We start from the raw sequence: 24,621 nt of genomic DNA on the forward strand, positions 1-24,621 counted from the left end.
TAGGGGCCGGAGATCGGATTTTCAATACTGGATCCAAAATCCAATCTGTGGTTACGCTTCGGCACGCCACGCCGAGCACGACCCTCGCCACAGCCGCCAGGAGGCCGCCCGTGAAGTCCTCGCCGTCCACCCCCACCCACCCCCTCGCCCTCCTCGCCGTCGACGGCCTGCTCAGCGACGAGGAGCGCGAGATCCGCGCCACCGTCCGCGCCGCCGCCGACCGCGAACTGCGCCCGCACATCGCCGGCTGGTTCGAGAAGGGCGAGATCCCGGCCCGCGAACTCGCCCGCACCCTCGGCGGGCTGGGCGTGCTCGGCATGCACCTGGAGGGGTACGGCTGCGCGGGCACCAACTCCGTGGCGTACGGCCTGGCCTGCATGGAACTGGAGGCCGTCGACTCCGGCCTGCGCTCCCTCGTCTCCGTGCAGGGCTCGCTCGCGATGTACGCGATCTGGAAGCACGGCTCCGAGGAGCAGAAGCAGCGGTGGCTGCCGAAGATGGCGGCCGGCGAGTACATCGGCTGTTTCGGCCTCACCGAGCCCGACGCCGGCTCCGACCCGGGCGCGATGCGGACCAACGCCAAGCGGGACGGCGACGACTGGATCCTCAACGGCACCAAGATGTGGATCACCAACGGTTCCGTCGCCGACGTCGCCGTGGTCTGGGCCCGCACCGAGGAGGGCGTCCGCGGCTTCCTCGTCCCGGCCGGCACCCCCGGCTTCAGCGCCCCCGAGATCACGATGAAGCTGTCGCTGCGGGCGAGCGTCACCGCCGAACTGGTCCTGGAGGACGTCCGGCTCCCCGCCGACGCGATGCTGCCCGGCGCCCGCGGCCTCTCCGGCCCGCTCGGCTGTCTCAACGAGGCCCGCTTCGGCATCGTCTTCGGCGCCCTCGGCGCCGCCCGCGACTGCCTGGAGACCGCGATCTCCTACGCGAAGGACCGCACCGTCTTCGCGCGCTCCCTCGCCTCGTACCAGCTCACCCAGCAGAAGCTCGCGGACATGTCCGTCGAGCTCGGCAAGGGCATGCTGCTCGCCCTCCACCTCGGCCGCCTCAAGGACGCCGGCGAGCTCACCCCCGAACAGATCAGCGTCGGCAAGCTCAACAACGTCCGCGAGGCCATCGCCATCGCCCGCGAGTGCCGCACGATCCTCGGCGCCAACGGCATCACCCTGGAGTACCCCGTGCTGCGCCACGCCAACAACCTGGAGTCCGTCCTCACCTACGAGGGCACCAGCGAGGTCCACTCCCTCGTCATCGGCAAGGCGCTCACCGGCGAGCAGGCGTTCCGCTGACCCGCGCGGGCGACCGGCGGGCGGGGGCGGTCCAGGCCGCCCCCGCTGACCCGCCCGTCGCTCAGCCCGCCGTCACGCGCGCGAGGAACGCGTCCAGGTTCCCCATGGCGCGGGCCACCCGGTCCTCCAGGGACAGGGTCTCCTCGTGCCGCAGCCCCCGCAGCTTCGGGACGCGCTTCCCGCGCAGGTAGAGGGAGCAGGCCAGGTCGGCGCAGACGTAGACGCCGACCGTGTTCCCCTCCCGGCCCCGGGCCCCGGCCAGCGGGGCGGCCAGCAGGGTGACGCCCGACGAGGCGTGCCCGGTCATGCAGATCTGGCACATGCTCGTCTTCACGGCGCTGGTCCGGCCCGTCGCGGGCACCCGCAGGGACACCCCGAGCGGCCCGTCCTCCCGGCGCACCACCAGATGGGCGCGGAGCGGCGCTCCGGGGTCCACCCACCCCAGGAAGTCCAGGTCCTCCCAGGGCGTCTCGGCGAAGTCCAGCGGCAGCTTCAGCCGCGCGGCATCCCCCTTCGTCGCGTTCACGAACGACGAACGGATCTCTTTCTCGGTCAACGGTTCCACTCGTTGGACCGTACAGGCATCCCCGCCGCCGGGGCATCCCGATATTTCCGGTGCGGGCCGGGAGCTACGCCACCCACTCCGGCAGCGCCGGGTCCGTGAACCGCCCCGGCGCCCCCTCCAGGGCCGCCGCCAGCCGCTCCGCGGCCGGCTCGTACACCTCCTCCGGCAGCGTGTACGGGATCCGCAGCCGGTGCTCGTGCGTCCCCGGGTCCACCCCGAACCGGGCCCCGCCCTCCACCCGCACCCCGTGCCGCAGCGCCCGCGCCGCCAGCTGCGTCGCCACCGGCCGCCCCAGGTCGATCCACAGGCACATCCCGCCCGGCGGCACCGACCACCGCCACTCCGGCAGGTGCCGGGCCAGCGCCGTGCCCAGCGCCTCCCGGCGCCGCCGCAGCTCCGCCAGGCGCGCGGCGACGATCGGCTCCAGGCGCCGCATCAGCGCCACCGCCACCAGCTGGTCGAGGACCGAACCCGACAGATCGGCCGTGACCCGGGTCCGCGTCAGCTCCGTCACCACCCGCGCCGACGCCCGCACCCAGCCCACCCGCAGCCCGCCCCAGCAGCTCTTGCTCAGCGAGCCCAGCGAGACGATCTGCTCCCCGCCGCCGGTCCCGGCCGCCGCCGCGAACGGCGCCGGGGCCGGCACGTCCAGCGCCATGTCCGTCAGCGTCTCGTCCACCACCAGCCACGTCCCCGTCGCCCGCGCCGCCCGCGCCAGCTCCCGCCCCTGCTCGCGCGGCATCAGCCGGCCCGTCGGGTTGTGGAAGTCGGGGATCAGATAGGCCAGCCGCGGGGCGGTCTGCCGCAGCGCCGCGTCCACGAGCCCGGTGTCCCACCCGGCCTCGGTCACCGGCACCGGCGTCACCCGCATCCCCCGGCCCCGCATCGCGTCGAGCGCGTTCGCGTACGAGGGGTTCTCCGCCAGCACCCGGTCGCCGGGCCGCCCGAACTGCGCGAGGACCAGCGACAGCGCCTGCTGCGCCCCCGTCGTCACCAGGATCTGCTCCGGCCGCGTCGGCAGCCCCCGCGCGGTGTACCGCTCCGCCACCGCCGCCCGCAGCTCCGGCAGGCCGTACGGGTGGTAGCCCGGCGCCGCCGCGTACCGCGGCAGCTCGGCGGAGGCCTCCGCCAGCGCCTCCGCCAGCTCGGCCCGCGGCCCCTGCGGCGCGGCCATCGCCAGGTCGATCACCTCGTCCGACTGGTCCGGGAAGAGGCCCGGCACGGTCGGCGCCTGCCCGTCCGGCAGCGCCGTCCACGTCCCCGCGCCCCGCCGGCTGTGCGCGTACCCGCTCTCCCGCAGCAGGTCGTACGCCCCCGTCACCGTCGTCCGGCTCACCTCCAGGACCTGCGCGAGCTCCCGCTCGGCGGGCAGCCGCAGCCGTAGCGCCACCCGCCCGTCGAGCAGCGCCTCCCGCACCGCGCGCGCGAGCTCGCGGTAGCCGAACCGGCCCTCCGGCGGCGGGGTGAGCAGCGAGGCGAGCTGGCGGCCCGTCAGGGTCCGGTCCACGGTGTGGACCACGCGGCCCTCTGCCATGCCAATCACTCCTTATTGGCTCTGCTGTCCAGTCCAATAAGGCTACAGACTTCCCTCAGTGGCTCGGTAGTGCTCCGGACGGGGCCGACCACCGGCCACCTTCGCATTCCACGCGGCCGGTCCACGGTCCGCGCGACCGGGAGGAGCCCCATGACCACGCACTTCACCGACCGCGACGAGCGGCTCTGGCAGCGGCGCGCCGAGGAGCCGGCCGCCCGCCCGCTGCCCGTGGGCACCTGGCTGCGCACCCTGCGCGCCACCCTCCGCCCCCACCGGCCCGCCGCCCGGCCGGCCCTCCGGTCCACGGCCCGCCATCGGCCCGCCGCCCGGCCGGCGGAGGGCGCCGTGTGACCCCCGGAGCGCCCCCGCGGGGCGCGGGGCCTCAGCCCGTGACCGGGGCGGATCCGGAGGAGGGGACCAGCGGCGACAGACCGGAGGAGGCCGACGCGGAACGCCCGTCCGTCCCGCCGGTGGTCGTGCCCGTCGTGGTGTCGGTGGTCGTGGTCTCCGTCCCGTCCGTCGGGGCTTCGTCGGTCGTCGTGCCGGGGTCGTCCGACGGCGAGTCCGGCGGGGGGTCGGAGGGGGAGTCCGGCGGCGAGTCCGAGGGCGAGTCCGACGGGGTGTCGGAAGGGGGCTCGGAGGTGGGGGACGAGGAGTCCGTCGACGGGGTCGGCGTGGACGTCGTCGCCGTCGGCGAGAGGGTGGGCGGGCACGGGGACGGCGTCACGCCGTCGACCGGCTTCGGCGTCTCGTCGCCGGTCACCGTCACGCACGGCGCCGGCGAGGTCGGGGTGCCCGACGGCGCCGGGGAGGTGGTGGTCGGCGTGGGGCGGGGCGGCGGAGGGGTCGGCTTGTCGTGCCGCCCGGTGTCGCCGTGCTTCCGCGCGAACCAGGAGTCCCGCTCGGGGTCGTACACCACGAACACGTCGACCACCGTCACCGAGGGGGCCACGACCACGACCTGGGAGGCCTGGTAGTTCGGCCACGGGGTGCCCGTGGTGCGCGGCTCCCGCTGGGCCACCGGCTCGGCCAGCGGGTTGCCGCAGGCGCACCGCACCCGGGGCACGCCCCGGCTGTCGACGAGGACGGCGGTCCCGGCCTGGAGGACCGCCTGGTACGTGGTGGCGGCGCCGTCCTTGAAGCCGTGGTTGGTCACCCGGGTGTCCACCCGGAGCTGGAGTGGCGTCAGGGAGCGGAGGTAGCCCGGCACCGCGTTCGCCTCCAGGCCGAGGATCCTCGCGAAGGCGGCGTTCTTGGCGGGCTCCGCGGAGAGGTAGCGGATCTGCCGCTCCACGTCGCAGCTCGCCGTCTCGCGCGTACCGCCGTACAGGCCGGGGGTGGAGCCCGACACTCGCGGGGTGGCGGCCTCCGCCGTACCGGTGCGCGGCGGCAGCGAGGCCGCTCCGGAGGCGCTGTCCGTGCGGGCCGTGGAGGCCGTGAAGGGGTCGGGGCCGGAGGCGGAGGTGTTCTGCAGGAAGACCTCCCCGCTGCCGCCGGACCCGGCGGTGTCGCCCTTGTCGTCCGACCGTCCGACGAGCACCACGGTGAGCGCGGCGGCCGCGACGACGACGGCGGTGAGCGAGGCGATCTTCGGCACCGACCGCCACCACGGCGGCCCGCCGCCCCTCTCGCCGCCGTAGTGGGACCCGCCGCCGCCCCCGGGGCCTCCTCCTTCGCCCCCGCCGCCCCCGCCTCCTCCTCCGCCGGAACCGCCGTGGGGCGGCGTGGGCGGGGGCCCGGCGGCCCCGGGGCGGGTGGCCGCGCCGGACAGCGGACCCGAGGGCGGGCCCGTGGGCGGACCGGAGGGGGGAACCGACGGAGGTCCGGACGGCGGCGGGTGGGAAGTCACGTTTTTCCCTTTCTTCCGTACGGCGCCATTCTGGGCGCCGTACGGAAGCCCCGCACCCGCAGCCGCCCTCCCCGGGGGCCGGCCCCACCGCGCCCCCGGCCGCCCGGTTGCCGGAGACCGGTACCCGGAGGGCGGCCAGGCTGCTGGGGGCGGACATGGCGCCCGCCGGGCGGCCCGTGGCGTGATCGTTCCGGTCCGGGCGGACGAGGAGCCCGGGAGCACGGCGGGGAGGACGACCATGACGGGGAACGCGACGGCGGGCCGGGACCAGGACCGGCCCGGGTCGGTGCGGGGGCAGCGGCTGTGGGGGATCGGCTGCGCGCTGCTCGGGCTGGCGGCGCTGGGGGCCGCGGCGGGGCTGGGCGTGGTCCTTTCCGGACAGGTGGAGGCCGAGCGGGCGTACCGTGCGGCCGGGCCCTGCGCCGCCGGAGCGGCCGGCGGGACGGACTGCCTGCGCACGGTACGGGCCACGGTGGAGTCCGCCGAGGAGGTCCGCTCCGGGAAGGCCCGGCAGTTCCGGGTGCGGCTGCGCCCGCCGGCCCCCGCTCCGCTGGACAGGCCGCTGGACCTGGAGCCGGCGGGGGAGCTCTCCCGGGTCCTGGGGCCCGGCGACGCCGTCGAGGTCACCGTCTGGCGCGACCTCCGCGTCTCCGCCCGGCACGCGGGCCTGAGCGAGGACGTCGACCCGCTGCCGGAAGGCGATGTGGGGCCGCTCGCCGGGCTCGCGGCCGCCTGCGTCTGGCTGGCGGGGGTGGCCTTCGTCGGCGCGTACGGCGGTGAGCGCCGGGCCCGGGACACGGCGCGGGGCCGCGTCCCCCGGGCGCGGGTCCGTTTCGGCCCGGCGAGGATCTGCGGCGTCCTGGCCGTCCCCCTCCTCGTGGGTTTCGTCGCCGGCGGGGTCTGGGACGGCTGGGCGGCCGTGGCGGCGACGGCCGCCGGCTCGGCCCTGGTGGCCGTCCAGGCCACCGTCTTCGTCCTCCGCGCCGACCGCTGAGCCGCCCGGCGGCGGCCGCGGGCCCCGCCGCCCTCACCCCCGCCTCCGTTCCTTCTCCGCCGGGGTGACGGCGCGTCACCTGAACGACCGGAGGAAGGCCCGGGTCCGCTCGTGCTCCGGCGCGTCGAGGAGCGACCCGGGCGGGCCGGATTCGAGCACGCGGCCCCGGTCGAACATCAGGATCCGGTCGGAGACGTCCCGGGCGAAGCCCATCTCGTGCGTGACGCAGAGCATGGTGATGTCGGTGGCGCCGGCCACGTCCCGCAGCACGTCCAGGACCTCCGCCACCAGTTCGGGGTCGAGGGCGGAGGTCACCTCGTCCAGGAGCAGCAGGCCGGGGCGCATCGCCAGGGCCCGGGCGATGGCGACGCGCTGCTGCTGGCCGCCGGAGAGCCGGGTGGGGTGGGCGTCCTCCTTGTCGGCGAGGCCGACGAGGGCCAGCAGGTCCCGGGCGCGCGCGGCGGCCTCGTCCGCGTCGAGGCCCAGGACGTGCCGGGGCGCCTCCACGACGTTCGCCAGGACGCTCATGTGCGGGAAGAGGTTGAACTGCTGGAAGACCATGCCGACGCGTCTGCGGCGCGGGGCCAGGTAGCGCTCGTCCGCCGGGACGAGCTTCCCGCCGGGGCCGGCCGGCATGTGCGAGAACGGCTCCCCGTCGACGTGGACGATCCCGTCCGTGACCCGCTCCAGGGTCATCAGGAGCCGCAGGATGGTGGTCTTCCCGGAGCCGCTCGGGCCGATCAGCGTCACCCGCTCGCCGGGCGCGACCGTCAGGTCGAGGCCGTCGAGGACGGTGTGGTCCCCGAACCGCTTCGTCACCCGGTCGAACCGGACCTTCTCCGGGGCGCGATCGGTCTCAGTGGGCAAGGCGGGCCTCCAGTCGGCGGACGAGCAGGGACGTCGGCCAGCTCGCCAGCAGGAAGACGACGGCGGCCAGGGTGAAGCTCTCCAGATAGGCGAAGTGGGTGCTGCCGAAGGCGCTCGCCTCGTGGACCATCTCGTCCACCGTGATCACGGAGAGGAACGGGGTCTCCTTGAACAGGGAGATCGCGTAGTTGCCGAGCGACGGGAGCACGTTGCGCACGGCCTGCGGCAGGACCACCGCGCGCCACACCCGCCGCCGCGGCAGCGACAGCGCCGTGCACGCCTCCCACTGCCCCTTCGGCACGGCGTCGATCCCGGCCCGGTACACCTCGGAGAGGTACGTGGCGTAGTGCAGGCCCAGGACCAGGACGCCGAGCGCGAGCGCGTCCAGGCCCGGCACCAGCACCCAGGCGGCGAAGAGCTGCACCATGACCGGCGTCGAGCGGACGAACGCGGCGAGCGCGCCCACCGGCCCGGCCACCCACCGGGGGGCGGAGCGCCGGAGCAGGGCGACGGCGAGGCCGGCGACCGCGGCGACGGCGAAGCCGAGCACGGTGGCGAGCAGGGTGACGCCGAAGCCGGACAGCACGACGGGCAGCGCGGCGCGCGCCGCGTCCATGTCCCACATCACGCGCCACCGCCCACGGCGCCCAGCCGCGCCTTCGCCCGGCGCTCCAGCGCGTTCATCCCCGCGCCCAGCAGGGCGGCGATCCCGAAGTACAGCAGGAGCAGCAGCAGATGGGCGGCGGCGGTGCCGCCGGTCGCCGAGCGGAGCTGGTCGATCCGGAAGGTGAGGTCGGCGACGGTGACCAGGGACAGCAGCGGGGTCGCCTTGAGGAGTTGGATCAGCAGGTTCTTGAAGGGCGGGATCATCAGCGCGTACGCCTGCGGCAGCACGATCCGCCGCAGGCGCAGCCCCGGCCCCATGCCCAGCGCGATCGCCGCCTCGGTCTGGGCGGCGGGCACCGCGGCGAGCGCGCCCCGCACCACCTCCGCCCCGTAGGCCCCGTAGTTGAGGCCGAGGGCGAGCACCCCGCAGGCCAGCGGTTCGAGGCGGAAGCCGAGCATCGGCAGCGCGAAGAACAGCCAGAACAGCTGGACGTACAGCGAGGTGCCGCGGAGGAACTCGACGGTGACGCGGGTGGCGCCGCGGACGACGACGGAGCGGGAGCGGGAGGCCAGGCCCAGGGCGAAGGCGACGAGGAGGGCGAGGGCCGCGCCCAGCGCCGTCGCCTCCAGGGTGACCAGGAGGCCCTCGCCGATCGACGGCAGCGCCCGGCCCAGCTCGGAGAGGAACGCGGTCATGCCGGAGCCCGTCACCCCGCGCACAGGTCCGCGGTGCGCAGGGTGCGCGGCGGCACCTCGCGCTCGGTGAAGCCGTACTTCCCGATCAGCCGCACGTACCGGGCGGGGTCGCCGGTGATCTTCGTGAGTTCCGTGTCGAAGGCCTTCCGCAGGGAGACGGCGCCCCGCCGGAAGACGGCGCCGCCGGGGCTGTACCGCTTCACCCCGTCGACCACCGGCACGAACGGTTCGAGGACCTCCACGGCGGCGCCGGCGTTGGTGCGGGCGAGCCGGCGCAGCGAGATGCCGGTGAGGGCGAAGGCGTCGATCCGCCCGGCGAGCAGGGCGTCCAGGCCGTCCTGCTGCTTGGCCACCGTCACCACGGACCCGTCCCGGACGCCCGCCGCCTTCGCGTACGCGGCCTCGACGGCGGCCGTCAGGACGCCGACCCGCGCCCCCGCGCCCGCGCACGACGCCAGGTCGCTCAGGCCCTTCGGATTGCCCCGGGGGACCATGAGCGCGGTGGGGGAGACGAACTCCGGCTCGGAGAAGGCGACTTTGGCGCACCGCTCGGGCGTGATGGCCATGCCCGCGCTCACCACGTCGAACCGGCCGGCGAGCAGCCCGGGGATGAGCGACCCGAACTCGGTGAGCGTGGGCCGCAGTTCGGGTATGCCGAGGGCGGTGAAGACCTCCCGGTGGAGGGTGGGCGCCTCGCCGACGAGCTCGCCGCCGTCCTGGAAGCCGTACGGTGCCTCGCCGGCGAACCCCACCCGGACGTGGCCCTGCTTCCGCAGCCTCTCCAGCAGGTCCGCGTCACCGGCCGGCGCGCCCGTGCCGGCCTCCGTCCGGCTGCACGCGACGAGCGGGGCGGAGACGGTGAGCAGTCCGCCGAGCACGGCGGCGCGGGACAGGAGGTGTCTGCGGGAGGGGTGCGTCGTCATGTGCGTCCTTTCGCGGGGGAGGGGTGTCAGCCGATGGGGGTGGTGTCCCGGGCGGCGATGAAGGAGGGGCGGCGCACGGGTGCGGCGAACGGCCGCTCCGGGGCGTTCTCCACGCTGTTGAAGACGAGGAAGACGTTGCTGCGGGGGAAGGGGGTGATGTTGTCGCCGGAGCCGTGCAGGGCGTTGCAGTCGAACCAGACGGCGGAGCCGGCCTCGCCGGTGAAGTGCTCGATGCCGCAGGCCTCGGCGAAGGTGGTGAGGGCCTTGCGCGAGGGGATGCCGGCGTCCTGCATCCGCAGCGACTTCTTGTAGTTGTCCTTCGGCGTCTCGCCGGCGCAGCCGAGGAAGGTGCGGTGCGAGCCCGGCATGATCATGAGGCTGCCGTTGGTGGTGTGGTTCGGGGTCAGCGCGATCGACACCGACACCGCCCGCATCAGGGGCAGTCCGTCCTCGGCGTGCCAGGTCTCGAAGTCGGAGTGCCAGTAGAAGCCGCTGGCGCCGAAACCGGGCTTGACGTTGACGCGCGACTGGTGGATGTAGACGTCGGAGCCGAGGATCTGCCGGGCGCGGTCCACGAGCCGGGGGTCGGCGGCGAGCCGGCCGAACACCTCGCTGATCCGGTGCACTTCGAAGACGGAGCGGATCTCCCGGGAGCGGGGTTCGACGATCGCCCGCTCGTCCTCGCGCAGCCCCGGGTCGGCGACCAGCCGGTCGAGCTCCGCGCGGAGTTCGGCCACCTCCTCGGGGGTGACGAGGGCGTCGACGGCGAAGAAGCCGTTGCGCTCGTACTCCTCCAGCTCGCGCGGCCAGAAGGGGCCGGGCGTGCCGGGCTCGGACCAGACGACGGGCTCCTTGCGGTAGACGAGGGCCTCCTCGGTGCCGCGCGTGGGGTAGGGGTCGACGGGGCGGGCGGGAGCGGTGGTCATCGCGGTGCTGGCCTTTCTCGTACGGCGGGGATGGGGGAGGGGCGGGCGGTCAGGCGTCGTCCGGTTCGGTGAGCAGCGGGTAGACGCCGTTCTCGTCGTGGTCCTCGCGGCCGGTGACCGGCGGGTTGAAGACGCACAGGCAGCGGAACTCCTCCTTGACCTTGAGGGTGTGCCGCTCGTGGCCGTCGAGGAGGTACATGGTCCCGGGGGTGATCGTGTACGTCGTGCCGGTCTCGTGGTCGGTGAGTTCGGCCTCGCCGGCGGTGCAGACGACCGCCTCGACGTGGTTCGCGTACCACATGGCGGTCTCGGTCCCGGCGTACAGGACGGTCTCGTGGAGGGAGAAGCCGACGCGCTCGCGGGCGAGGACGATGCGCTTGCTCTCCCAGGTGCCGGAGGCGGACCTCACGTGCCGGTCGGTGTTCTCCAGCTCGGCGAAGCTGCGGACGATCATCGGTGGGCGGACCTTTCTGCGGGGGGTCAGGCGGTGTGGCGGACGGCGCGGGCGAGGATGCCGAGGCCCTCGTCCAGCTCGTCGTCGGTGGCGGTCAGCGGGGGCAGCAGCTTGACCACCTCGTCGCGCGGCCCGGAGGTCTCCACGAGGAGCCCCAGCTCGAAGGCGCGCCGGCAGACGGCCCGGGCCCGCTCCCCGTCCTCGAACTCCAGCCCCCACACGAGGCCGCGCCCGCGGGGGGTGCCGGCGCCGAGCGTGCTCAGGGCGGCCTCGACCGCGGCGGCCCGCCGGAGGGTGCGGTCCCGCAGTGCCGTGTCGCGCCAGTACGCGTCGAGGGCGGCGGTCGCGGTGACGAAGGCGGGGTTGTTGCCGCGGAAGGTGCCGTTGTGCTCGCCGGGCTCCCACACGTCGAGCTCGTCGCGGAAGAGGCAGAGGGACAGGGGCAGTCCGTAGCCGCTGATCGACTTGGAGAGGGTGACGACGTCCGGGGTGATGCCGGCCTCCTCGAAGGAGAAGAAGTCACCGGTGCGGCCGCAGCCCATCTGGATGTCGTCGACGATGAGGAGCATGTCCCGGCGGCGGCACAGGTCGGCGAGGCCGCGCAGCCACTCGGCGCGGGCCACGTTGATCCCGCCCTCGCCCTGGACGGTCTCGACGATCACGGCCGCCGGATGGTCGAGGCCGGACCCGGAGTCCTCCAGGAGCCGCTCGAACCAGAGGAAGTCCGGGGTCCGGCCGCCGAGGTAGTGGTCGTACGGCATCTGGGTGGTGTGGGTCAGCGGCACGCCCGCCCCGGCCCGCTTGCCGGCGTTCCCGGTGAGGGCGAGCGAGCCCAGCGACATGCCGTGGAAGGCGTTGGTGAAGGAGACGACCGTCTTGCGGCCGGTGACCTTGCGGGCGAGCTTGAGCGCCGCCTCGACGGCGTTGGTGCCGGTCGGGCCCGGGAACATCACCTTGTAGGGGAGGCCGCGGGGTTCGAGGACCACCGAGCGGAAGGTCTCCAGGAAGCGCCGCTTGGCCGTCGTCGACATGTCGAGGCCGTGGGTGACGCCGTCGCTCCCGAGGTAGTCGAGGAGCGGGCGTTTGAGGGCGGGGTTGTTGTGGCCGTAGTTGAGCGAGCCGGCACCGGCGAAGAAGTCGAGGAAGCGGCGGCCGTGCTCGTCGAACAGGAGGCTGCCCGTGGCCCGTTCGAAGACGGTGGGCCAGGCGCGGCAGTAACTGCGCACCTCCGACTCGACGGTCTCGAAGACGGTCGGGGCGGTTTCTGCGATGAGCGTCATGCGGGACTCCAGTACGGGGAAAGGGGGGGTGGTCAGAAGGCGAGGGGCGCGATGCGGTGCAGCACCTCGGCCTCGTGGCCGGGGGCCGGGAAGGCGGCGGACGGGAAGAGGACCGTCCGGCTCACGCGTGCCCCGTGCCGCCGCGCATAGGCGCCGAACAGGCGCTCGGACGCCGTGTTGTCCGGGGTGATGGTCGTCTCGACGGCGTCGAGCGGCGTCGAGCGGGCGACGCGCTCCGAGAGGTGGTCGAGGAGCGCCCCGGCGATGCCGCGCCCCCGGTGCGCGGCGTCGACGGCGACCTGCCACACCAGCAGCGTCCCCGGCGCGTCGGGCCGGAGGTAGCCGGTCACGAAGCCCAGCGGCCGTCCGTCCGCGCCGCGGGCGACGGCGGACGTCCCGGCGAAGTCGCGGCACCACAGGAGGTAGCTGTAGGAGGAGTTGACGTCCAGCGTGCCGGAGTCCCGTGCGAGCCGCCAGAGTTGGGCGCCGTCCTCGGCCCGGGGCCGCCCGACGGTCCACTCGCGGGCGGAGACCGGCGCTTCGTCCCGGACGTGTTCCGGTGCTGTGTGAGCTGTGGTCATGGGCGCCGAAGTTACCCAGCGCAGCCGTGAACTTCCTGGACCCGAGGGGTTCCGGAAGGCGGTGATCCGTGTTATGGGACGGCGGCGGTCGCGTGGACGACCGGGCGGCCGTCCCGTGGAATCGGGGGGTCGTTAGTCGTTCAGAACGGGACAAAGTGTTCGTTTATAACGACGGCATAACACCTTCGATCCGTGCTGCGGCGCTGCCGGAGCGTTACCGCATCGTCGGTTCCGGGCCCGTTTGGCCGCGGCGAATCCGGTTAGGGATGCCTCGTATGGGGCCATGCTCACGGACCGTCACCGTCACCGTTGCTGTTGCTGTTGCTGTTGCTGTTGCTGTTGCTGTTGCTGATGCCGATGCCGATGCCGATGCCGATGCCGTCGCCGTCGTGCGGTGCGGCGGCTCCGGTCCGCCGTCCGGACGGACCGCACCCGCAGGCGGAGCCGCCCTGGCCGGACTAGCGTGGTCAGGGTGAGCAGCCCGCTCCCCAGCACCCCGCCCCCCGCCACCGGCCCCGGCGCCCCCGGCGGCACCCCCGCCCGCGCGGGGATCCGCACCGTCGTCCAGGCCCTCGCCGCCGTCGTGGCGGGATACGTCGCCATGGGCGTCACCGCCGCCCTCGGACTCTGGGCCGCCGGCGCGGCCGACCTGCCCGGCGGCTTCGCCGCCGTCCTCGCCGCGGTCGTCGTCATGGCCGCCGGCGGGCAGATCGAGGTGACGGGCTCGGCCGGCTCCCTCGCCGGCACCCAGGGCGAACTGACCGCCATGCCCCTCACCGTCACCCTCGTCGGCGCGCTCGTCACCGGCGCGCTCTTCCTCCGCCCGCTGCGCCACCACGCCGTGGCCGGGACCGCCGAGCTCGCGGCCCGCGCCGCGGCCCTCGCCGTCCTCTGGCTGGCCGCCCTCGCCGGGCTCTCCGCCCTGGCCCGCCACGACTTCCGCCTCACCCTCGGCGTCGGCGACTCCCAGGACCCCCTCGCCGACCTCTTCGGCGAACTCATCGACGCCGCCGACCCCACCGTCGGCTTCCGGACCCTTTTCGGCCCCACCCTCGGCCACGGCCTCCTGTGGATCCTCGGCGTGCTCCTGATCGCCCTCCTCGTCTCCCGCCGCAGCCCCCTGCCCCCGCGCGCGCTGCGGTACCAGGAGGCCGTCCGGCCCGCCGCCTCGGCGATGCTCCTGCTGGTCCTCGCGTACGTGGCCGTCGGCCTCGTCATCGGCCTGGTCGTCGCCGCCACCAAGGGGCACGCCGCTGAGACCCTCGCCGTCCTCCTCCTGGGCCTGCCCAACGTCAGCTGGCTCGCCCTCGGCGTCGGCATCGGCGGCGCCTGGGAAGGCACGGTCGACGGCCCCTTCGGACTCCCGATGCCTCAGGTCCTCGACGCCGTCCTGCGCGGCGGCGACGGCACCGGCCTGTCCACCGTGGACCTCTCCTCGCTCGCCGCCGAGGACGGGCGCGCCTGGTGGCTGCTGCCCGTCGCCGCCGTCCTCGTCCTCGCCGCCGCCTTCGTCGCGGCCGTGCGCTCCCCGGCCCGGGTACGGCCCTGGCGGCACGCCCTCCACCTCGGCGTCGCCTTCGCCCTGACCATGCTCGTGATCGCGCCCCTCACCCTCGTCGAGGCCCGCTTCGGCCTGTCGGTCCTCGGCATCGGCGACCTCGCGGCGCTCGGCGGCGAGGTCGTGCTCCGGCCCGAGGTGTGGCGGACGGTCGGCCTCGCCCTGCTCTGGGGCCTCGTCGCCGGCTTCCTCGGCGGCCTCCTCGCCACCCGCGCCCGGCACCACGGCCAGCTTCCGGCGGACCCCGGGGCCGGGGCCGGGGTCAGGGACCGGCGTCCAGGCGCCTGAACACCGGCCGCGCCCAGCCCGGCGGCTCCGGCGGCGGGCCCGGCGTCCGGTGGCCCGCCCCGCTCGCCGCGGCCGGCCCTCCCGCCGCCCCGGCCAGCGCGGCCCGCAGCTCCGCGACGAACTCCAGGCACGTCCCGTACCGCTCCTCCGGCGTCTTCGCCAGCGCCCGCGCGAACACCGCGTCCGCCGCCTCCGGCAGCCCCGGCCGGAACTCGCCCAGCGGCGGCGGAGGGTCGTACTGCTGCGCCCACAGCACCGCCCAGTCGGTGTCGCGGCGGAACGGCGGCGCCCCGGCCAGCGTCTCGAAGACCACGCACGCCAGGCTGTACACGTCGCAGCGCCCGTCCACCGGCTTGCCCGAGATCTGCTCGGGCGCCACGTAGTCCAGCGTGCCGACGAACTCGCCGACCGTCGTGAAGCCGGTCAGCGACAGCGACTTCTTCGTCAGCCCGAAGTCGGTCAGGTACACGTGCTCCGGATGCTCCCGGTCGGTGCCCTCGGCGACCAGGATGTTGCCCGGCTTCACGTCCCGGTGCACCAGGTCGTGCGCGTGCGCCGCGTCCAGCGCCGACGCCACCTGCGCCGCGATCCGGCCCGCCGCCGGCGGCGGCAGCGGCCCCTCCCGGGCCAGCAGCGCCACCAGGTCCTGCCCGGCCACGTACCGCATCGCGATGTACAGGACCCCCTCCGTCTCGCCCGCCTCGAAGACCGGCACGATGTGCGGGTGGTCGATCGAGGCGGCCACCCGCGACTCGTGCGCGAACCGCTTCCGGAAGGTGTCGTTGCGGGCCAGCTCCGGTGCCAGCAGCTTCAGCGCCACCGTCCGGTCGAGCCGCAGGTCCCGCGCCCGGTACACGACGGCCATCCCGCCGCGCCCGATCTCGGCCTCCACCCGGTAGCCCGCGATCTCCTTGCCGGCGAGCCCGGACGGCCGCCCCGCCGGGAGCCCGGTGTCCCGCGCCCCGTCCCCGCCCCCCATCAGCGGTCGTCCTCCGCGTCGGACGGGCGGCGCACGACCCGCGTCGGCGGCGGACCGTCCGCCGGCGCCGCGTCGACCCGCGGCACCACCTGCGTCGGCTCGTACGCGACCGGCGCCGGCTCGCGACCGGCCGGGGCCGGTTCGCGGTCGGCCGGGGGTGGTTCGTGGACGATCCGGGTCGGCTCGTGGGGGGCTGGGACCGGTTCGTGGACGATTCGGGTCGGTTCGTGGTCGGCCGGGGGTGGTTCGTGGACGATCCGGGTCGGTTCGTGGGGGGCCGCCGCCGGGCCGGGCCCGGGTTCGGGCTCAGGTCCGGGACCTGATTCGGATCCGGGTTCGGGCGCGGGTTCGGGCGCGGGCCGGGGTGTCTTCGCGGCCCGGGGCGGCTCGGCCGTGCGGGACGGCCCCGAGGTGGCCGCGTACGTCGTGAGGCCCGCCCCGTCGCAGTACACCCAGCGCTCGTGCTCCGCGTCGTACAGCCACACCGACTCGCCGTCGACGACCATCCCGACCCGCAGCCCGCGCGTGCGCCACCGGAAGGTCTCCCCGTCCGCCCGGCCCGCCGCCAGCTCCTCCACCGCCCGCCGGTACCGGCCCAGGGCGTCCTCCGCGCGGGCGATGAGGGGCCGCGGATCGGCCGTCCGGGTGAGTGCGGAACCCGCCGCCGGAGGGTCCTCCGGAACCGTCACCAGGAGCCGGGCGTCCACCCACGCGGACCAGCCGTTGGAGCACAGCACCCGCCCCCAGTCCCCGGCCCGCTCCACCAGCCGCACCGGCAGGAAGGCGTCCAGCGGCACCGACGGGTAGCCGGGGTCGGGCGCCTGCCAGGTGGGCAGCCCGTCGCGCGGCACCACGTGCGTGGGCCGGAAACCGGATCCGATGTCCGAGAGATCGGATCCCGTGGCCTGGATATTGGATCCAGCGGCCGGGATCCCGGATCCAGCATCCGGGATATTGGATCCAATACCTCGGACAGGGGATCCGAACTCCGACACGGGGTCGGGGACGTTCACGGCCCCACCTCCTGATCGCGGTTCAGCGGCGCATGACGACCGGTTCGTGACGGCGCAGCAGCCGGGCCACGGCGAACCCGAGCACCAGACAGAGCACGGCCAGCATGCCCATGTCGAAGAGCCAGGCCGCCGCCGTGTGGTCCATCAGCGGGTCGGCGGTCTTCTCGCTCGGGGCCACCGCCCCGATGTCGATCGTCGCGCCCATCGCGGCGAACGCCCACCGCGACGGCACCAGCCAGGCCAGCTGCTCCAGGACCGGGGTGCCGCGCACGTTCAGCAGCGCCCCGCAGAACACCACCTGGACGATGGCGAGGAGGACGAGCAGCGGCATCGTCACCTCCTCCTTGCGGACCAGCGCCGACACGAGCAGGCCGAGCATCATCGCGGTGAAGGCGAGCAGGGCGACCGCGAGCGTGATCTCGACCAGCGGGGGCATCAGGACGCCCTTGCCGTCGGGCACGTTCAGCGGCACGCCGACCAGGGCCACCAGGGTCAGCACCACGGCCTGCACGACGGTCACCGTGCCGAGGACGACGACCTTGGAGGCGAGGTAGGCGGAGCGGGACAGGCCGACGGCTCTCTCCCGGCGGTAGATCGTCCGCTCCTTCACCAGCTCGCGGACCGCGTTGGCCGCGCCGGTGAGGACGCCGCCGACACAGAGGATCAGCAGCACGTTCAGCGTGGACTCGGGGTTGAGGCTGCCCTCGGACAGGGCGCGGGCCATCGCGCCCATCACGAACGGCAGGGCGATCATGATGGCGAGGAAGGTGCGGTCGGCGGCGAGCGCGGCCGTGTAGCGGCGGACCAGGGTCCGCAGCTGCCCGCCCCAGCTCTGCGGCTTCGGGGGCGGCGCGGGCACGGCGGCCTCCGGGGCCCCGGAGGCGGAACCGCCCGGCACGGGCGCGTACGGCCGGACCGTCGCGTCCTCGATGTACCGCCGGTGGAAGCGGGAGCCCCGGTACTGCCCCGCCCAGTCCCGGTCCCGCTGGGTCTCGAAGGCCTCGAACGCCTCCGGCCACTGCGCGAAGCCGAAGAAGGACAGGGTGTCGTCCGGCGGCCCGTAGTAGGCCACCCGGCCGCCGGGGGCGAGCACGAGGAGCCGGTCGCAGACGTCCAGGCTGAGCACGCTGTGGGTGACGACGACGACCGTGCGCCCGTCGTCGGCGAGCCCGCGCAGCATGTGCATCACGGAGCGGTCCATGCCCGGGTCGAGGCCGGAGGTCGGCTCGTCGAGGAAGAGCAGGGACGGTTTCGTGAGGAGCTCCAGGGCGACGCTGACCCGCTTGCGCTGCCCGCCGGAGAGGCTGTGGATCGGCTGGTCCGCCCGCTCGGCGAGGCCCAGTTCGCCGATCACCTCCTCCACGCGCGCGTGCCGCTCGGCGGGCGCGGTGTCCCCGGGGAAGCGCAGCTCGGCGGCGTACGACAGGGCGCGCCGGACGGTCAGCTGGAGGTGCAGGATGTCGTCCTGCGGGACGAGCCCGATGCGCTGGCGCAGCTCGGCGTAGTCCCGGTAGAGGTCGCGGCCGTCGTAGAGGACGGTGCCGCGGTCGGCGGGCCGCTGCCCGGTGAGGGCGCCGAGCAGGGTCGACTTCCCGGCGCCGGACGGGCCGACGACCGCGAGGAGCGTCTTCTCGCCCACCGGGAAGGAGACCCCGTCGAGGAGGGTCTTGCGGCCGTGGTCGACGGTGACGGCGAGCTCCTGCACGTCGAGGGAGATCTCCCCGGTGTCGGTGAACTCGACGAGCCGCCCGCCCGCCAGGCAGAAGGCGCTGCGCCCGATGCCGACGATGTCGTCCGCCGTGACCCGGACCGGCTCGACCACGGGACGCCCGTTGAGGAAGGTGCCGTTGTGACTGCCGAGGTCGTGGATCCAGTACGTGCCGTCCGGCCGGGCGAGGAGTTCCGCGTGGTGCCGGGAGACGACGAGGTCGGCGACGACCACGTCGTTGTCCGGGGCCCGCCCGATCCGCACGGTGTGCTCCGGCAGCGGCCGCACCGCCGTCGGCCGCCGGAAGGTCCCGGTGGCCCCCGGCCGGGACACCCCGGCGGGCCGGGGCGCGTCCGAGGACCGGGGCGCGTCCGCGGGCGCCGCCGCCTCCCGTACCTCTTCCCGGGGTACGGGCTCCGCGGGCGGAGGCGGCGGGGAGGAGCCCGGAGGGGGCGCGCGGTGGGGTTCGGCCGCGGGCCGGACGGGGGGCGGGGCGCCGACGGCCGGGGGCTCCGGAGGCGCGGTGAGGACCGCGCGGGGGCCGTCCTGGGGGTGCCCGAAGCGGACGACCGTGCCCGGCCCGACGACCCGGGGGAGCCGTACCCGCACGCCGTCCGCGTAGGTGCCGTTGGTGCTGTCCTCGTCGGCGAGCGTCCACTGGCCGCCGGCGGCGCGGAGCACCGCGTGGTGCCAGGACGCCCGGGCGTCGGCGAGCACGATGTCGCTGGTGGGGTCGCGCCCGACGCGGTAGACGCGGCCCGGATCCATTCGCGTCGCGACCCCGTCGACGAGGAGGACCAGGCCGGGTGCGGCGGGCACGACCGGCCGCTCTCCCATGCGTGAATCCTATCCGCCGGGGCCCGGTCCCGCCCGGCGCCGGGCCGGGGCGCGGGCGCCGGACGCGGGTAGGGTGGGCGCCGGGCGCCGCGGGGAGCGGCGCAGGGACGACGGGAGGACGCGGACGTGCCGAAGGGCGTCACGAGACGGCGGCCGCGCACCCGGGCGGCGCTCCTGAAGGCCGCCCTGGAGGTCTTCGCCGAGCACGGCTTCCACGCCACCACCATCGAGCAGATCTGCGAGCGCGCCGGATACACGCGGGGCGCGTACTACTCGAACTTCACCGGCAAGGAAGAGCTCTTCCTCGCCCTCTTCGACGAGCACAGCGAGCGGACGGTGCGCCGGCTCGCCGCCTCGATCGACGCGCTGGCGGCCGAGGAGTACACCCTCTCCCGGCTCGCCGAACTGGCCGCCGCCGTCGAGCCGGACGAGCGCGACTGGTACCTGGTCACCACCGAGTTCACCCTGCACGCCATCCGCGACCCGCAGGCGGCCTGGGTGCTGGCCCGGCACGACGAGCGGCTGCGGGCCGAGATCGCCCGCGGCCTGACCCTCGTGCTGCGCCGGGCGGGCCGCGAACTGACCGTGGACGCCGACCGGTTCGCCCGGCTCCTCATCGCCCTGCGCGAGGGCGGTCTCGCGCAGAGCTACGTGGAGCCGGAGGCGCTGCCGCCGGGCGACCTGGAGCGGGAGTTCCTGGTCCCGCTCCTGGAGGCGTCGACCCGCCCCCGGGACCCGGATCAGTCGAAGAGGTCCGGGTCGGACGCCACGATCTGATCCCACAGCGGCCGGGCCTGGAACCAGCCGGCCAGGTGGCCGCCGATCTGCCCCCGGGTGAGCAGCGCCGTCTCGCGGTCGATGAGTTGCGGGGCGCCGGCCGCCATGGCGAGCAACTGGGCCTGGCAGGACCGCTCCATGGTGACGAACCACCACACCGCCTCGGCGACGGAGTGCCCCACCGTGAGCAGTCCGTGGTTCTTCAGGATGACCGCCTTGTACGCGCCGAGCGCCTTGGCGACCCGCTCGCCCTCCTCGGCCTCGTTCACGACGCCCCGGTAGTCGTCGTAGATCCCGTGGTCCTCGAAGAAGGCGCAGGCGTCCTGGGTGATCGGGTCGAGCGGGACGCCCAGGCTGGAGAACGCCTTGCCGTGCAGCGAGTGCGAGTGCGCCGCCGCGATCGCGTCGGGGCGGGCCGCGTGCACCTTCGCGTGGATGACGAAGGCGGCCCGGTTCACCGGCCGGCGGCCCTCCAGGACCCGCCCGTCGTGGTCGACGAGGATCAGGTCGGAGGCCTTGATCTGACTGAAGCTCATGCCGAAGGGGTTGACCCAGAAGGCGTCGGGGTTCCCGGGATCGCGGACGGTGATGTGCCCGGCGACCCCCTCCGAGAACCCGAACCGGCCGAAGATCCGGAAGCCCGCGGCGAGCTGCTCCTTGCGGTACCGGCGTTCCTCCTCGACGCTCTCGAAGGCCGGCGGGAGGGGGAGCTCCACCCCGTCGGGCAGGGGCCCGACGGCGGCGGCGAGGGCGGGCGGCACGGTGCTCATGACGGCTCCTGAGGGATGCGGAAGGGCACGGCGAGCCGAAAAGATACAGTCGCGTATCCGATACATCAACGCATCGGACGCATGACCTCCCGCGCACGCGGGGCCGGATATCCGGTGGCGCGGGGCGCTCCGGGCCCGGCAGGGTGGGCGCCACGCGCGCGTGCGCGGACCGAGCCGAGAGGGAGAGCGCCCGTGCCCGTCGTACCCGGATCCCGTGTGGCCCTCCTCGGCGGCGGCTTCTCCACCGACGACGACGGGCTCCTGGACGACTGGGTGCTCGGCCACGCGCGCGCGGCACGCCCCCGGGTCTGCTTCGTCCCCACCGCGAGCGGCGACGCCCCCGGCTACGTCGAACGGTTCCTCGCCGCCTTCCGGCCCCGGGCCTGTGAGCCCGGCGTCCTGTCCCTGTTCCGGCGGGAGGCCGACGACCGGGCCCTGCGCGCCTTCCTGCTCGCCCAGGACGTCGTCTACGTGGGCGGCGGCAACACCGCCAACCTGCTCGCCGTCTGGCGGGCGCACGGGGTGGACCGGATCCTGCGCGAGGCGCTGGAGCGCGGCACGCTGCTGTGCGGGATCAGCGCGGGCGCCAACTGCTGGGCGGAGGGCTCGCACACGGACTCCTTCGGCCCGCTCACCCACCTCCCCGACGGCCTCGGGGTGCTGCCGGGCTCGGTCTGCCCGCACTACGACGGCGAACCCGGCCGCCGCCCCTCGTACCGGGCCGCCGTGGCCCGCGGCGCGCTGCCCGCGGGCTGGGCCGTCGAGGACGGCGTCGGCGTCCTCTTCGCCGGCGGGCGGCCCGCGGAGGTGGTGACCCGCCGGGTGGAGGCCCGGCTGTACCGGGTGGAGCCGGACGGCCGCGGCGGGGCCGTGGAACGGGCCCTGCCCGGCCGTCTCCTCGGCTGACCAGGCCCCCGCCTCACGCCCCGGGGGCGCCGAAGCGGGCCAGGAGGTGCCAGACCTTCTTCACGTCCTGGGGGTCGTACGCCCCCGACCGGGAGGCGTCCTGGACGATCCGGGCGTCCAGGTGCCCGTCGACCGCGATGCGGGCGCCCAGCTCGACGTACTCGGGACCCCGGAACCCCGGGTGGCGGCGGAGCTCGGCGACCGACAGGCGGAAGCCGCCGTGCCACTCCACGGGGCACGGCAGCCGCCGGGCCGCCTCCTCGACCTCGGTGCCCCGGTGGCTCGGGTCCAGGACCAGGGCCTCCACGTCCCGCGCGAGCTCGACCGGACCGTGCACCTGCGCCTCGACGTAGTCGTCCAGCGGATCGGCCCCGTCCGCCTCCGCCAGCGCCACCAGCGCCATCCGGGACGCCACCCCGAAGTCGGTCGGCTCCAGGAAGCTGTCGGGATAGCAGAAGCTCGCCCGGGCGGTGGCCTCCGGCGTCAGGCGCAGGTGGGCGGAGCCGAAGCGCGGCGCGGCGCCGTAGGGGCGGCGCCGGAAGTCCAGGGCTCCGTAGACCGGGCGCTCGTGGGCCGGCGCCTCGTCGTACGCGCCGCCGAAGATCCGGCTCTCCCAGCGCCACCGGTCCCCGCCGGGCCGCGCCGTGAGCCCGCCGTTTCCGGTGCCCGTCACGAACTGCGAACGGTAGACGCCCTCCTCGGCCAGCCGGTCCAGGAAATGGGGGTGGAAGTTGAGCGTGACGCGCAGCTCCGGGTCCATCGGCGCGCCCGACGAACGGGCCTCCACGTGCGCCAGCGCCCGCCGGGCCGTGTCGTGGAGCGGGGAAGGGGCGGAGACGGGGGCGGGGCGGGATGCGGAGGTCGTCGTCATGCGGGGAGTGTGCCCGAAGCGACGGGCTTGCGGCGCGGGGTTTTCGCTGGTTACGGTCGCGGCGAGAGCCCGGAGAAAGCGCTTTCCCCATCCGTCTCCGCACCCACACCCGCCTCCGCCCCCGACGCCCACCCCCTCCTCCCCGCCCCCCGACCCCCAGGAGCCCCCGTGCCCACCCCCGACGTCCTCGTCTACACCCGCACCGCCGGGTACCGGCACGACTCCATCCCCGACGGCGCCGCCGCCCTCGCCGAACTCGCCGCCGCGCGCGGCCTGACCGCCGGGGCCACCGAGGACCCCGCCGCCTTCACCGCCGACGGCCTCGCCGGCCGCGCCCTCGTCGTCCTGCTCTCCACCACCGGCACCGTCCTCACCCCCCGGGGCCGCACCGCCCTGGAGGCGTACCTCCGGGGCGGCGGCGCCCTGCTCGCCGTCCACGCCGCCGCCAACGCCGAACCCGACTGGCCCTTCTACGGCGACCTCCTCGGCACCCGCTTCGCCGGCCACCCCCCGCTCCAGCCCGGCGCCGTCCTCGTCGAGGACGCCGGCCACCCCGCCTCCGCCCCGCTGCCGCCCCGCTGGGAGTGGACGGACGAGTGGTACGAGTACGCCTCGCACCCCCGCGCCGCCGACGGCGTCCACGTCCTGCTGCGCGCCGACGAGACCGCGTACGAGGGCGGCACCCTCGGCGACGACCACCCGCTCGCCTGGTGCCGGGCCGTCGACCGGGGCCGCTTCCTCTTCACCGCCCTCGGCCACGCCCCGGAGGCGTACCGCGACCCGGTCTTCCGCGCCCACCTCGGCGGCGCCCTGGACTGGCTCCTCGGCTGATCCACGCGCGCGTGCGTCACCCCACCGCACCCGCCCCCCTTGCGCCGGGGCCCGGGAAGCGGGAGGTTTCCGGTGGGGGCCGACGCAGGAGGAGAAGGCCATGGCCATCGCCACCGTGAACCCCGCCACCGGCGAGACGCTGCGCACCTACGAGGCGCACGGGCCGGACGAGGTGGAGCGGCGGATCGCCGCCGCCCACGAGGCGTTCCGCCACTGGCGCACCACGTCCTTCGCCGAGCGGGCCCGGCTGCTGCGCGCCGCCGCGGGCCTCCTCGACGAGGACACCGAGGACATCGCCCGGACCATGACCCTGGAGATGGGCAAGCCGCTCACCGCCGCCCGCGCCGAGGCGGGCAAGTGCGCCAAGGCCATGCGCTGGTACGCCAAGCACGCCGAGGAGCTCCTCGCCGACGAGCACCCGGCCGAGAGCGACGTCCGGGACTCCGGCGCCGACCGGGCCCGCGTCCACTACCGGCCGCTCGGCCCGGTCCTCGCCGTCATGCCATGGAACTTCCCGCTGTGGCAGGTGATCCGCTTCGCCGCGCCCGCGCTCATGGCCGGCAACACCGGGCTGCTCAAGCACGCCTCCAACGTGCCCAGGACCGCGCTCTACCTCGGTGACCTCTTCCGCCGCGCCGGCTACCCCGACGGCTGCTTCCAGACCCTCCTCATCGGCTCCGCCGAGGTCGAGGCGGTCCTCCGCGACCCCCGGGTGGCCGCCGCGACCCTCACCGGCAGCGAACCCGCCGGCCGGGCCGTCGCCTCCGTCGCCGGCGACGTCGTCAAGAAGACCGTCCTGGAGCTCGGCGGCAGCGACCCGTACATCGTGATGCCCTCCGCCGATGTCGTGCGGGCCGTGAAGACCGCCGTCACCGCGCGCGTGCAGAACAACGGCCAGTCCTGCATCGCCGCCAAGCGGTTCATCGTCCACGAGGACGTCTACGAGGACTTCACCGAACGCTTCACCGCCGCCATGAACGCCCTCACCGTCGGCGACCCGCTCGACGAGTCCACCGACGTCGGCCCCCTCGCCACCGAGAAGGGCCGCGCCGACCTGGAGGAGCTCGTCGACGACGCCGTACGGAAGGGCGCCCACGTCCTGTGCGGCGGCGCCCGGCCCGACGGACCGGCGCTCGCCGGCGGCTGGTACTACCGGCCGACCGTCCTCACCGGCATCACCCCCGCCATGCGGATCCACCGGGAGGAGGCCTTCGGGCCGGTCGCCACCGTCTATCCGGTGCGGGACGCCGAGGAGGCGGTGGCCGTCGCCAACGACTCGCCGTTCGGCCTCAGTTCCAACGTGTGGACCCGCCGCGACGAGGACGTCGACCTTTTCGTCCGCGACCTCCAGGCCGGCGGCGTCTTCGTCAACGGCATGACCGCCTCCCACCCGGCGCTCCCCTTCGGCGGCGTCAAGCGCTCGGGGTACGGCCGGGAGCTGTCCGGCCACGGCATCAAGGAGTTCTGCAACGCCACCACGGTCTGGCAGCGCGCCTGACCGGCCCGGCCCGCG

General features: G+C 75.1%; 23 protein-coding genes and 1 pseudogene. 8 read left to right on the forward strand and 16 right to left on the reverse strand.

Annotated features, from left to right (window positions below):
- Positions 1-110 precede the first annotated feature (110 nt).
- A complete protein-coding gene (locus AB0E83_RS21755; RefSeq protein ID WP_362114159.1) occupies positions 111-1,295 on the forward strand; it encodes an acyl-CoA dehydrogenase family protein in 1,185 nt (394 codons plus the stop codon).
- 61 nt (positions 1,296-1,356) lie between these two features.
- Here AB0E83_RS21755 and AB0E83_RS21760 read toward each other — a convergent pair whose 3' ends face one another.
- Both AB0E83_RS21760 and AB0E83_RS21765 read right to left on the reverse strand, forming a co-directional pair.
- Entirely contained in the window at positions 1,357-1,860 is a 504-nt protein-coding gene (locus AB0E83_RS21760; protein WP_362114162.1) for an FBP domain-containing protein, read from the reverse strand.
- Positions 1,861-1,924: 64 nt separating this feature from the next.
- Complete coding sequence (locus AB0E83_RS21765) at positions 1,925-3,394, reverse strand: PLP-dependent aminotransferase family protein (protein ID WP_362114165.1); 1,470 nt, start codon at positions 3,392-3,394, stop codon at positions 1,925-1,927.
- A 150-nt stretch (positions 3,395-3,544) separates the two neighbouring features.
- Between AB0E83_RS21765 and AB0E83_RS21770 the strand changes: the two genes are divergently transcribed.
- Positions 3,545-3,745 carry a hypothetical protein gene (locus tag AB0E83_RS21770; RefSeq protein ID WP_362114168.1) on the forward strand — a complete coding sequence of 67 codons (201 nt, stop codon included), beginning with the start codon at positions 3,545-3,547 and terminating at the stop codon, positions 3,743-3,745.
- A 31-nt stretch (positions 3,746-3,776) separates the two neighbouring features.
- Here the strand turns inward: AB0E83_RS21770 and AB0E83_RS21775 are convergent, their stop codons facing one another.
- Positions 3,777-4,991, reverse strand: a complete 1,215-nt coding sequence (locus AB0E83_RS21775; protein WP_362114171.1) for a DUF6777 domain-containing protein — start codon at positions 4,989-4,991, stop codon at positions 3,777-3,779.
- 490 nt (positions 4,992-5,481) lie between these two features.
- On the opposite strand from AB0E83_RS21775, the gene AB0E83_RS21780 reads away from it, so the two are divergent.
- The gene (locus AB0E83_RS21780) at positions 5,482-6,237 is read left to right on the forward strand and encodes a hypothetical protein (RefSeq protein ID WP_362114174.1); all 756 of its coding nucleotides are present in this window, start codon (positions 5,482-5,484) and stop codon (positions 6,235-6,237) included.
- Between the two features lie 75 nt (positions 6,238-6,312).
- Here AB0E83_RS21780 and ehuA read toward each other — a convergent pair whose 3' ends face one another.
- From ehuA to ectA, 8 genes are read right to left on the reverse strand one after another with little or no spacing between them, the layout of a single operon-like run.
- On the reverse strand, positions 6,313-7,104 hold the full coding sequence (gene ehuA, locus AB0E83_RS21785) for an ectoine/hydroxyectoine ABC transporter ATP-binding protein EhuA (RefSeq protein ID WP_362114177.1): 792 nt from the start codon (positions 7,102-7,104) through the stop codon (positions 6,313-6,315).
- Positions 7,094-7,729 (reverse strand): ectoine/hydroxyectoine ABC transporter permease subunit EhuD, encoded by a 636-nt coding sequence (gene ehuD, locus AB0E83_RS21790; RefSeq protein WP_362114245.1) that lies wholly within the window; start codon positions 7,727-7,729, stop codon positions 7,094-7,096. Before ehuD ends, ehuA begins: the two co-directional genes overlap by 11 nt.
- Positions 7,729-8,406 carry an ectoine/hydroxyectoine ABC transporter permease subunit EhuC gene (gene ehuC / locus AB0E83_RS21795; RefSeq protein WP_362114180.1) on the reverse strand — a complete coding sequence of 226 codons (678 nt, stop codon included), beginning with the start codon at positions 8,404-8,406 and terminating at the stop codon, positions 7,729-7,731. Before ehuC ends, ehuD begins: the two co-directional genes overlap by 1 nt.
- A gap of 11 nt (positions 8,407-8,417) precedes the next feature.
- Positions 8,418-9,329, reverse strand: a complete 912-nt coding sequence (ehuB, locus tag AB0E83_RS21800; RefSeq protein ID WP_362114183.1) for an ectoine/hydroxyectoine ABC transporter substrate-binding protein EhuB — start codon at positions 9,327-9,329, stop codon at positions 8,418-8,420.
- A 26-nt stretch (positions 9,330-9,355) separates the two neighbouring features.
- Positions 9,356-10,255, reverse strand: a complete 900-nt coding sequence (thpD, locus tag AB0E83_RS21805; protein WP_362114186.1) for an ectoine hydroxylase — start codon at positions 10,253-10,255, stop codon at positions 9,356-9,358.
- A gap of 49 nt (positions 10,256-10,304) precedes the next feature.
- Positions 10,305-10,709, reverse strand: coding sequence for an ectoine synthase (locus tag AB0E83_RS21810; RefSeq protein ID WP_362114189.1), 405 nt, complete (start codon positions 10,707-10,709; stop codon positions 10,305-10,307).
- Between the two features lie 26 nt (positions 10,710-10,735).
- The gene (gene ectB / locus AB0E83_RS21815; protein WP_362114192.1) at positions 10,736-11,989 is read right to left on the reverse strand and encodes a diaminobutyrate--2-oxoglutarate transaminase; all 1,254 of its coding nucleotides are present in this window, start codon (positions 11,987-11,989) and stop codon (positions 10,736-10,738) included.
- A gap of 32 nt (positions 11,990-12,021) precedes the next feature.
- Positions 12,022-12,570, reverse strand: coding sequence for a diaminobutyrate acetyltransferase (ectA, locus tag AB0E83_RS21820; RefSeq protein ID WP_362114195.1), 549 nt, complete (start codon positions 12,568-12,570; stop codon positions 12,022-12,024).
- 550 nt (positions 12,571-13,120) lie between these two features.
- On the opposite strand from ectA, the gene AB0E83_RS21825 reads away from it, so the two are divergent.
- On the forward strand, positions 13,121-14,416 hold the full coding sequence (locus AB0E83_RS21825) for a streptophobe family protein (protein ID WP_362114248.1): 1,296 nt from the start codon (positions 13,121-13,123) through the stop codon (positions 14,414-14,416).
- Here AB0E83_RS21825 and AB0E83_RS21830 read toward each other — a convergent pair.
- The 3 genes and pseudogenes from AB0E83_RS21830 to AB0E83_RS21840 all read right to left on the reverse strand — a co-directional run bounded on the left by AB0E83_RS21830 (position 14,391) and on the right by AB0E83_RS21840 (position 18,953).
- On the reverse strand, positions 14,391-15,395 hold the full coding sequence (locus tag AB0E83_RS21830) for a serine/threonine-protein kinase (RefSeq protein ID WP_362114198.1): 1,005 nt from the start codon (positions 15,393-15,395) through the stop codon (positions 14,391-14,393). The two genes, AB0E83_RS21825 and AB0E83_RS21830, sit on opposite strands and share 26 nt — an antisense overlap.
- 398 nt (positions 15,396-15,793) lie before the next feature.
- Positions 15,794-16,276 (reverse strand): annotated as a pseudogene (locus AB0E83_RS21835) (hypothetical protein); the annotation flags it as partial.
- Between the two features lie 154 nt (positions 16,277-16,430).
- Positions 16,431-18,953 (reverse strand): FHA domain-containing protein, encoded by a 2,523-nt coding sequence (locus AB0E83_RS21840; protein WP_362114201.1) that lies wholly within the window; start codon positions 18,951-18,953, stop codon positions 16,431-16,433.
- 126 nt (positions 18,954-19,079) lie between these two features.
- Here AB0E83_RS21840 and AB0E83_RS21845 point away from each other — a divergent pair, with 126 nt between their 5' ends.
- On the forward strand, positions 19,080-19,730 hold the full coding sequence (locus AB0E83_RS21845; protein WP_362114204.1) for a TetR/AcrR family transcriptional regulator: 651 nt from the start codon (positions 19,080-19,082) through the stop codon (positions 19,728-19,730).
- On the opposite strand, the gene AB0E83_RS21850 is transcribed toward AB0E83_RS21845, so the two are convergent.
- Positions 19,694-20,500 carry a class II aldolase/adducin family protein gene (locus AB0E83_RS21850; protein WP_362114207.1) on the reverse strand — a complete coding sequence of 269 codons (807 nt, stop codon included), beginning with the start codon at positions 20,498-20,500 and terminating at the stop codon, positions 19,694-19,696. The two genes, AB0E83_RS21845 and AB0E83_RS21850, sit on opposite strands and share 37 nt — an antisense overlap.
- 192 nt (positions 20,501-20,692) lie before the next feature.
- Here AB0E83_RS21850 and AB0E83_RS21855 point away from each other — a divergent pair, with 192 nt between their 5' ends.
- A complete protein-coding gene (locus AB0E83_RS21855; protein ID WP_362114209.1) occupies positions 20,693-21,406 on the forward strand; it encodes a peptidase E in 714 nt (237 codons plus the stop codon).
- A 13-nt stretch (positions 21,407-21,419) separates the two neighbouring features.
- Here AB0E83_RS21855 and AB0E83_RS21860 read toward each other — a convergent pair whose 3' ends face one another.
- Entirely contained in the window at positions 21,420-22,166 is a 747-nt protein-coding gene (locus AB0E83_RS21860) for a DUF3626 domain-containing protein (protein ID WP_362114251.1), read from the reverse strand.
- Between the two features lie 279 nt (positions 22,167-22,445).
- Between AB0E83_RS21860 and AB0E83_RS21865 the strand changes: the two genes are divergently transcribed.
- Positions 22,446-23,108, forward strand: coding sequence for a ThuA domain-containing protein (locus AB0E83_RS21865; RefSeq protein ID WP_362114212.1), 663 nt, complete (start codon positions 22,446-22,448; stop codon positions 23,106-23,108).
- A gap of 100 nt (positions 23,109-23,208) precedes the next feature.
- The gene (locus tag AB0E83_RS21870; RefSeq protein WP_362114215.1) at positions 23,209-24,606 is read left to right on the forward strand and encodes an NADP-dependent succinic semialdehyde dehydrogenase; all 1,398 of its coding nucleotides are present in this window, start codon (positions 23,209-23,211) and stop codon (positions 24,604-24,606) included.
- Positions 24,607-24,621 lie beyond the last annotated feature (15 nt).

The sequence above is a fragment of the Streptomyces sp. NPDC035033 genome (assembly GCF_040636735.1).
Classification (GTDB): Bacteria; Actinomycetota; Actinomycetes; order Streptomycetales; family Streptomycetaceae; genus Streptomyces.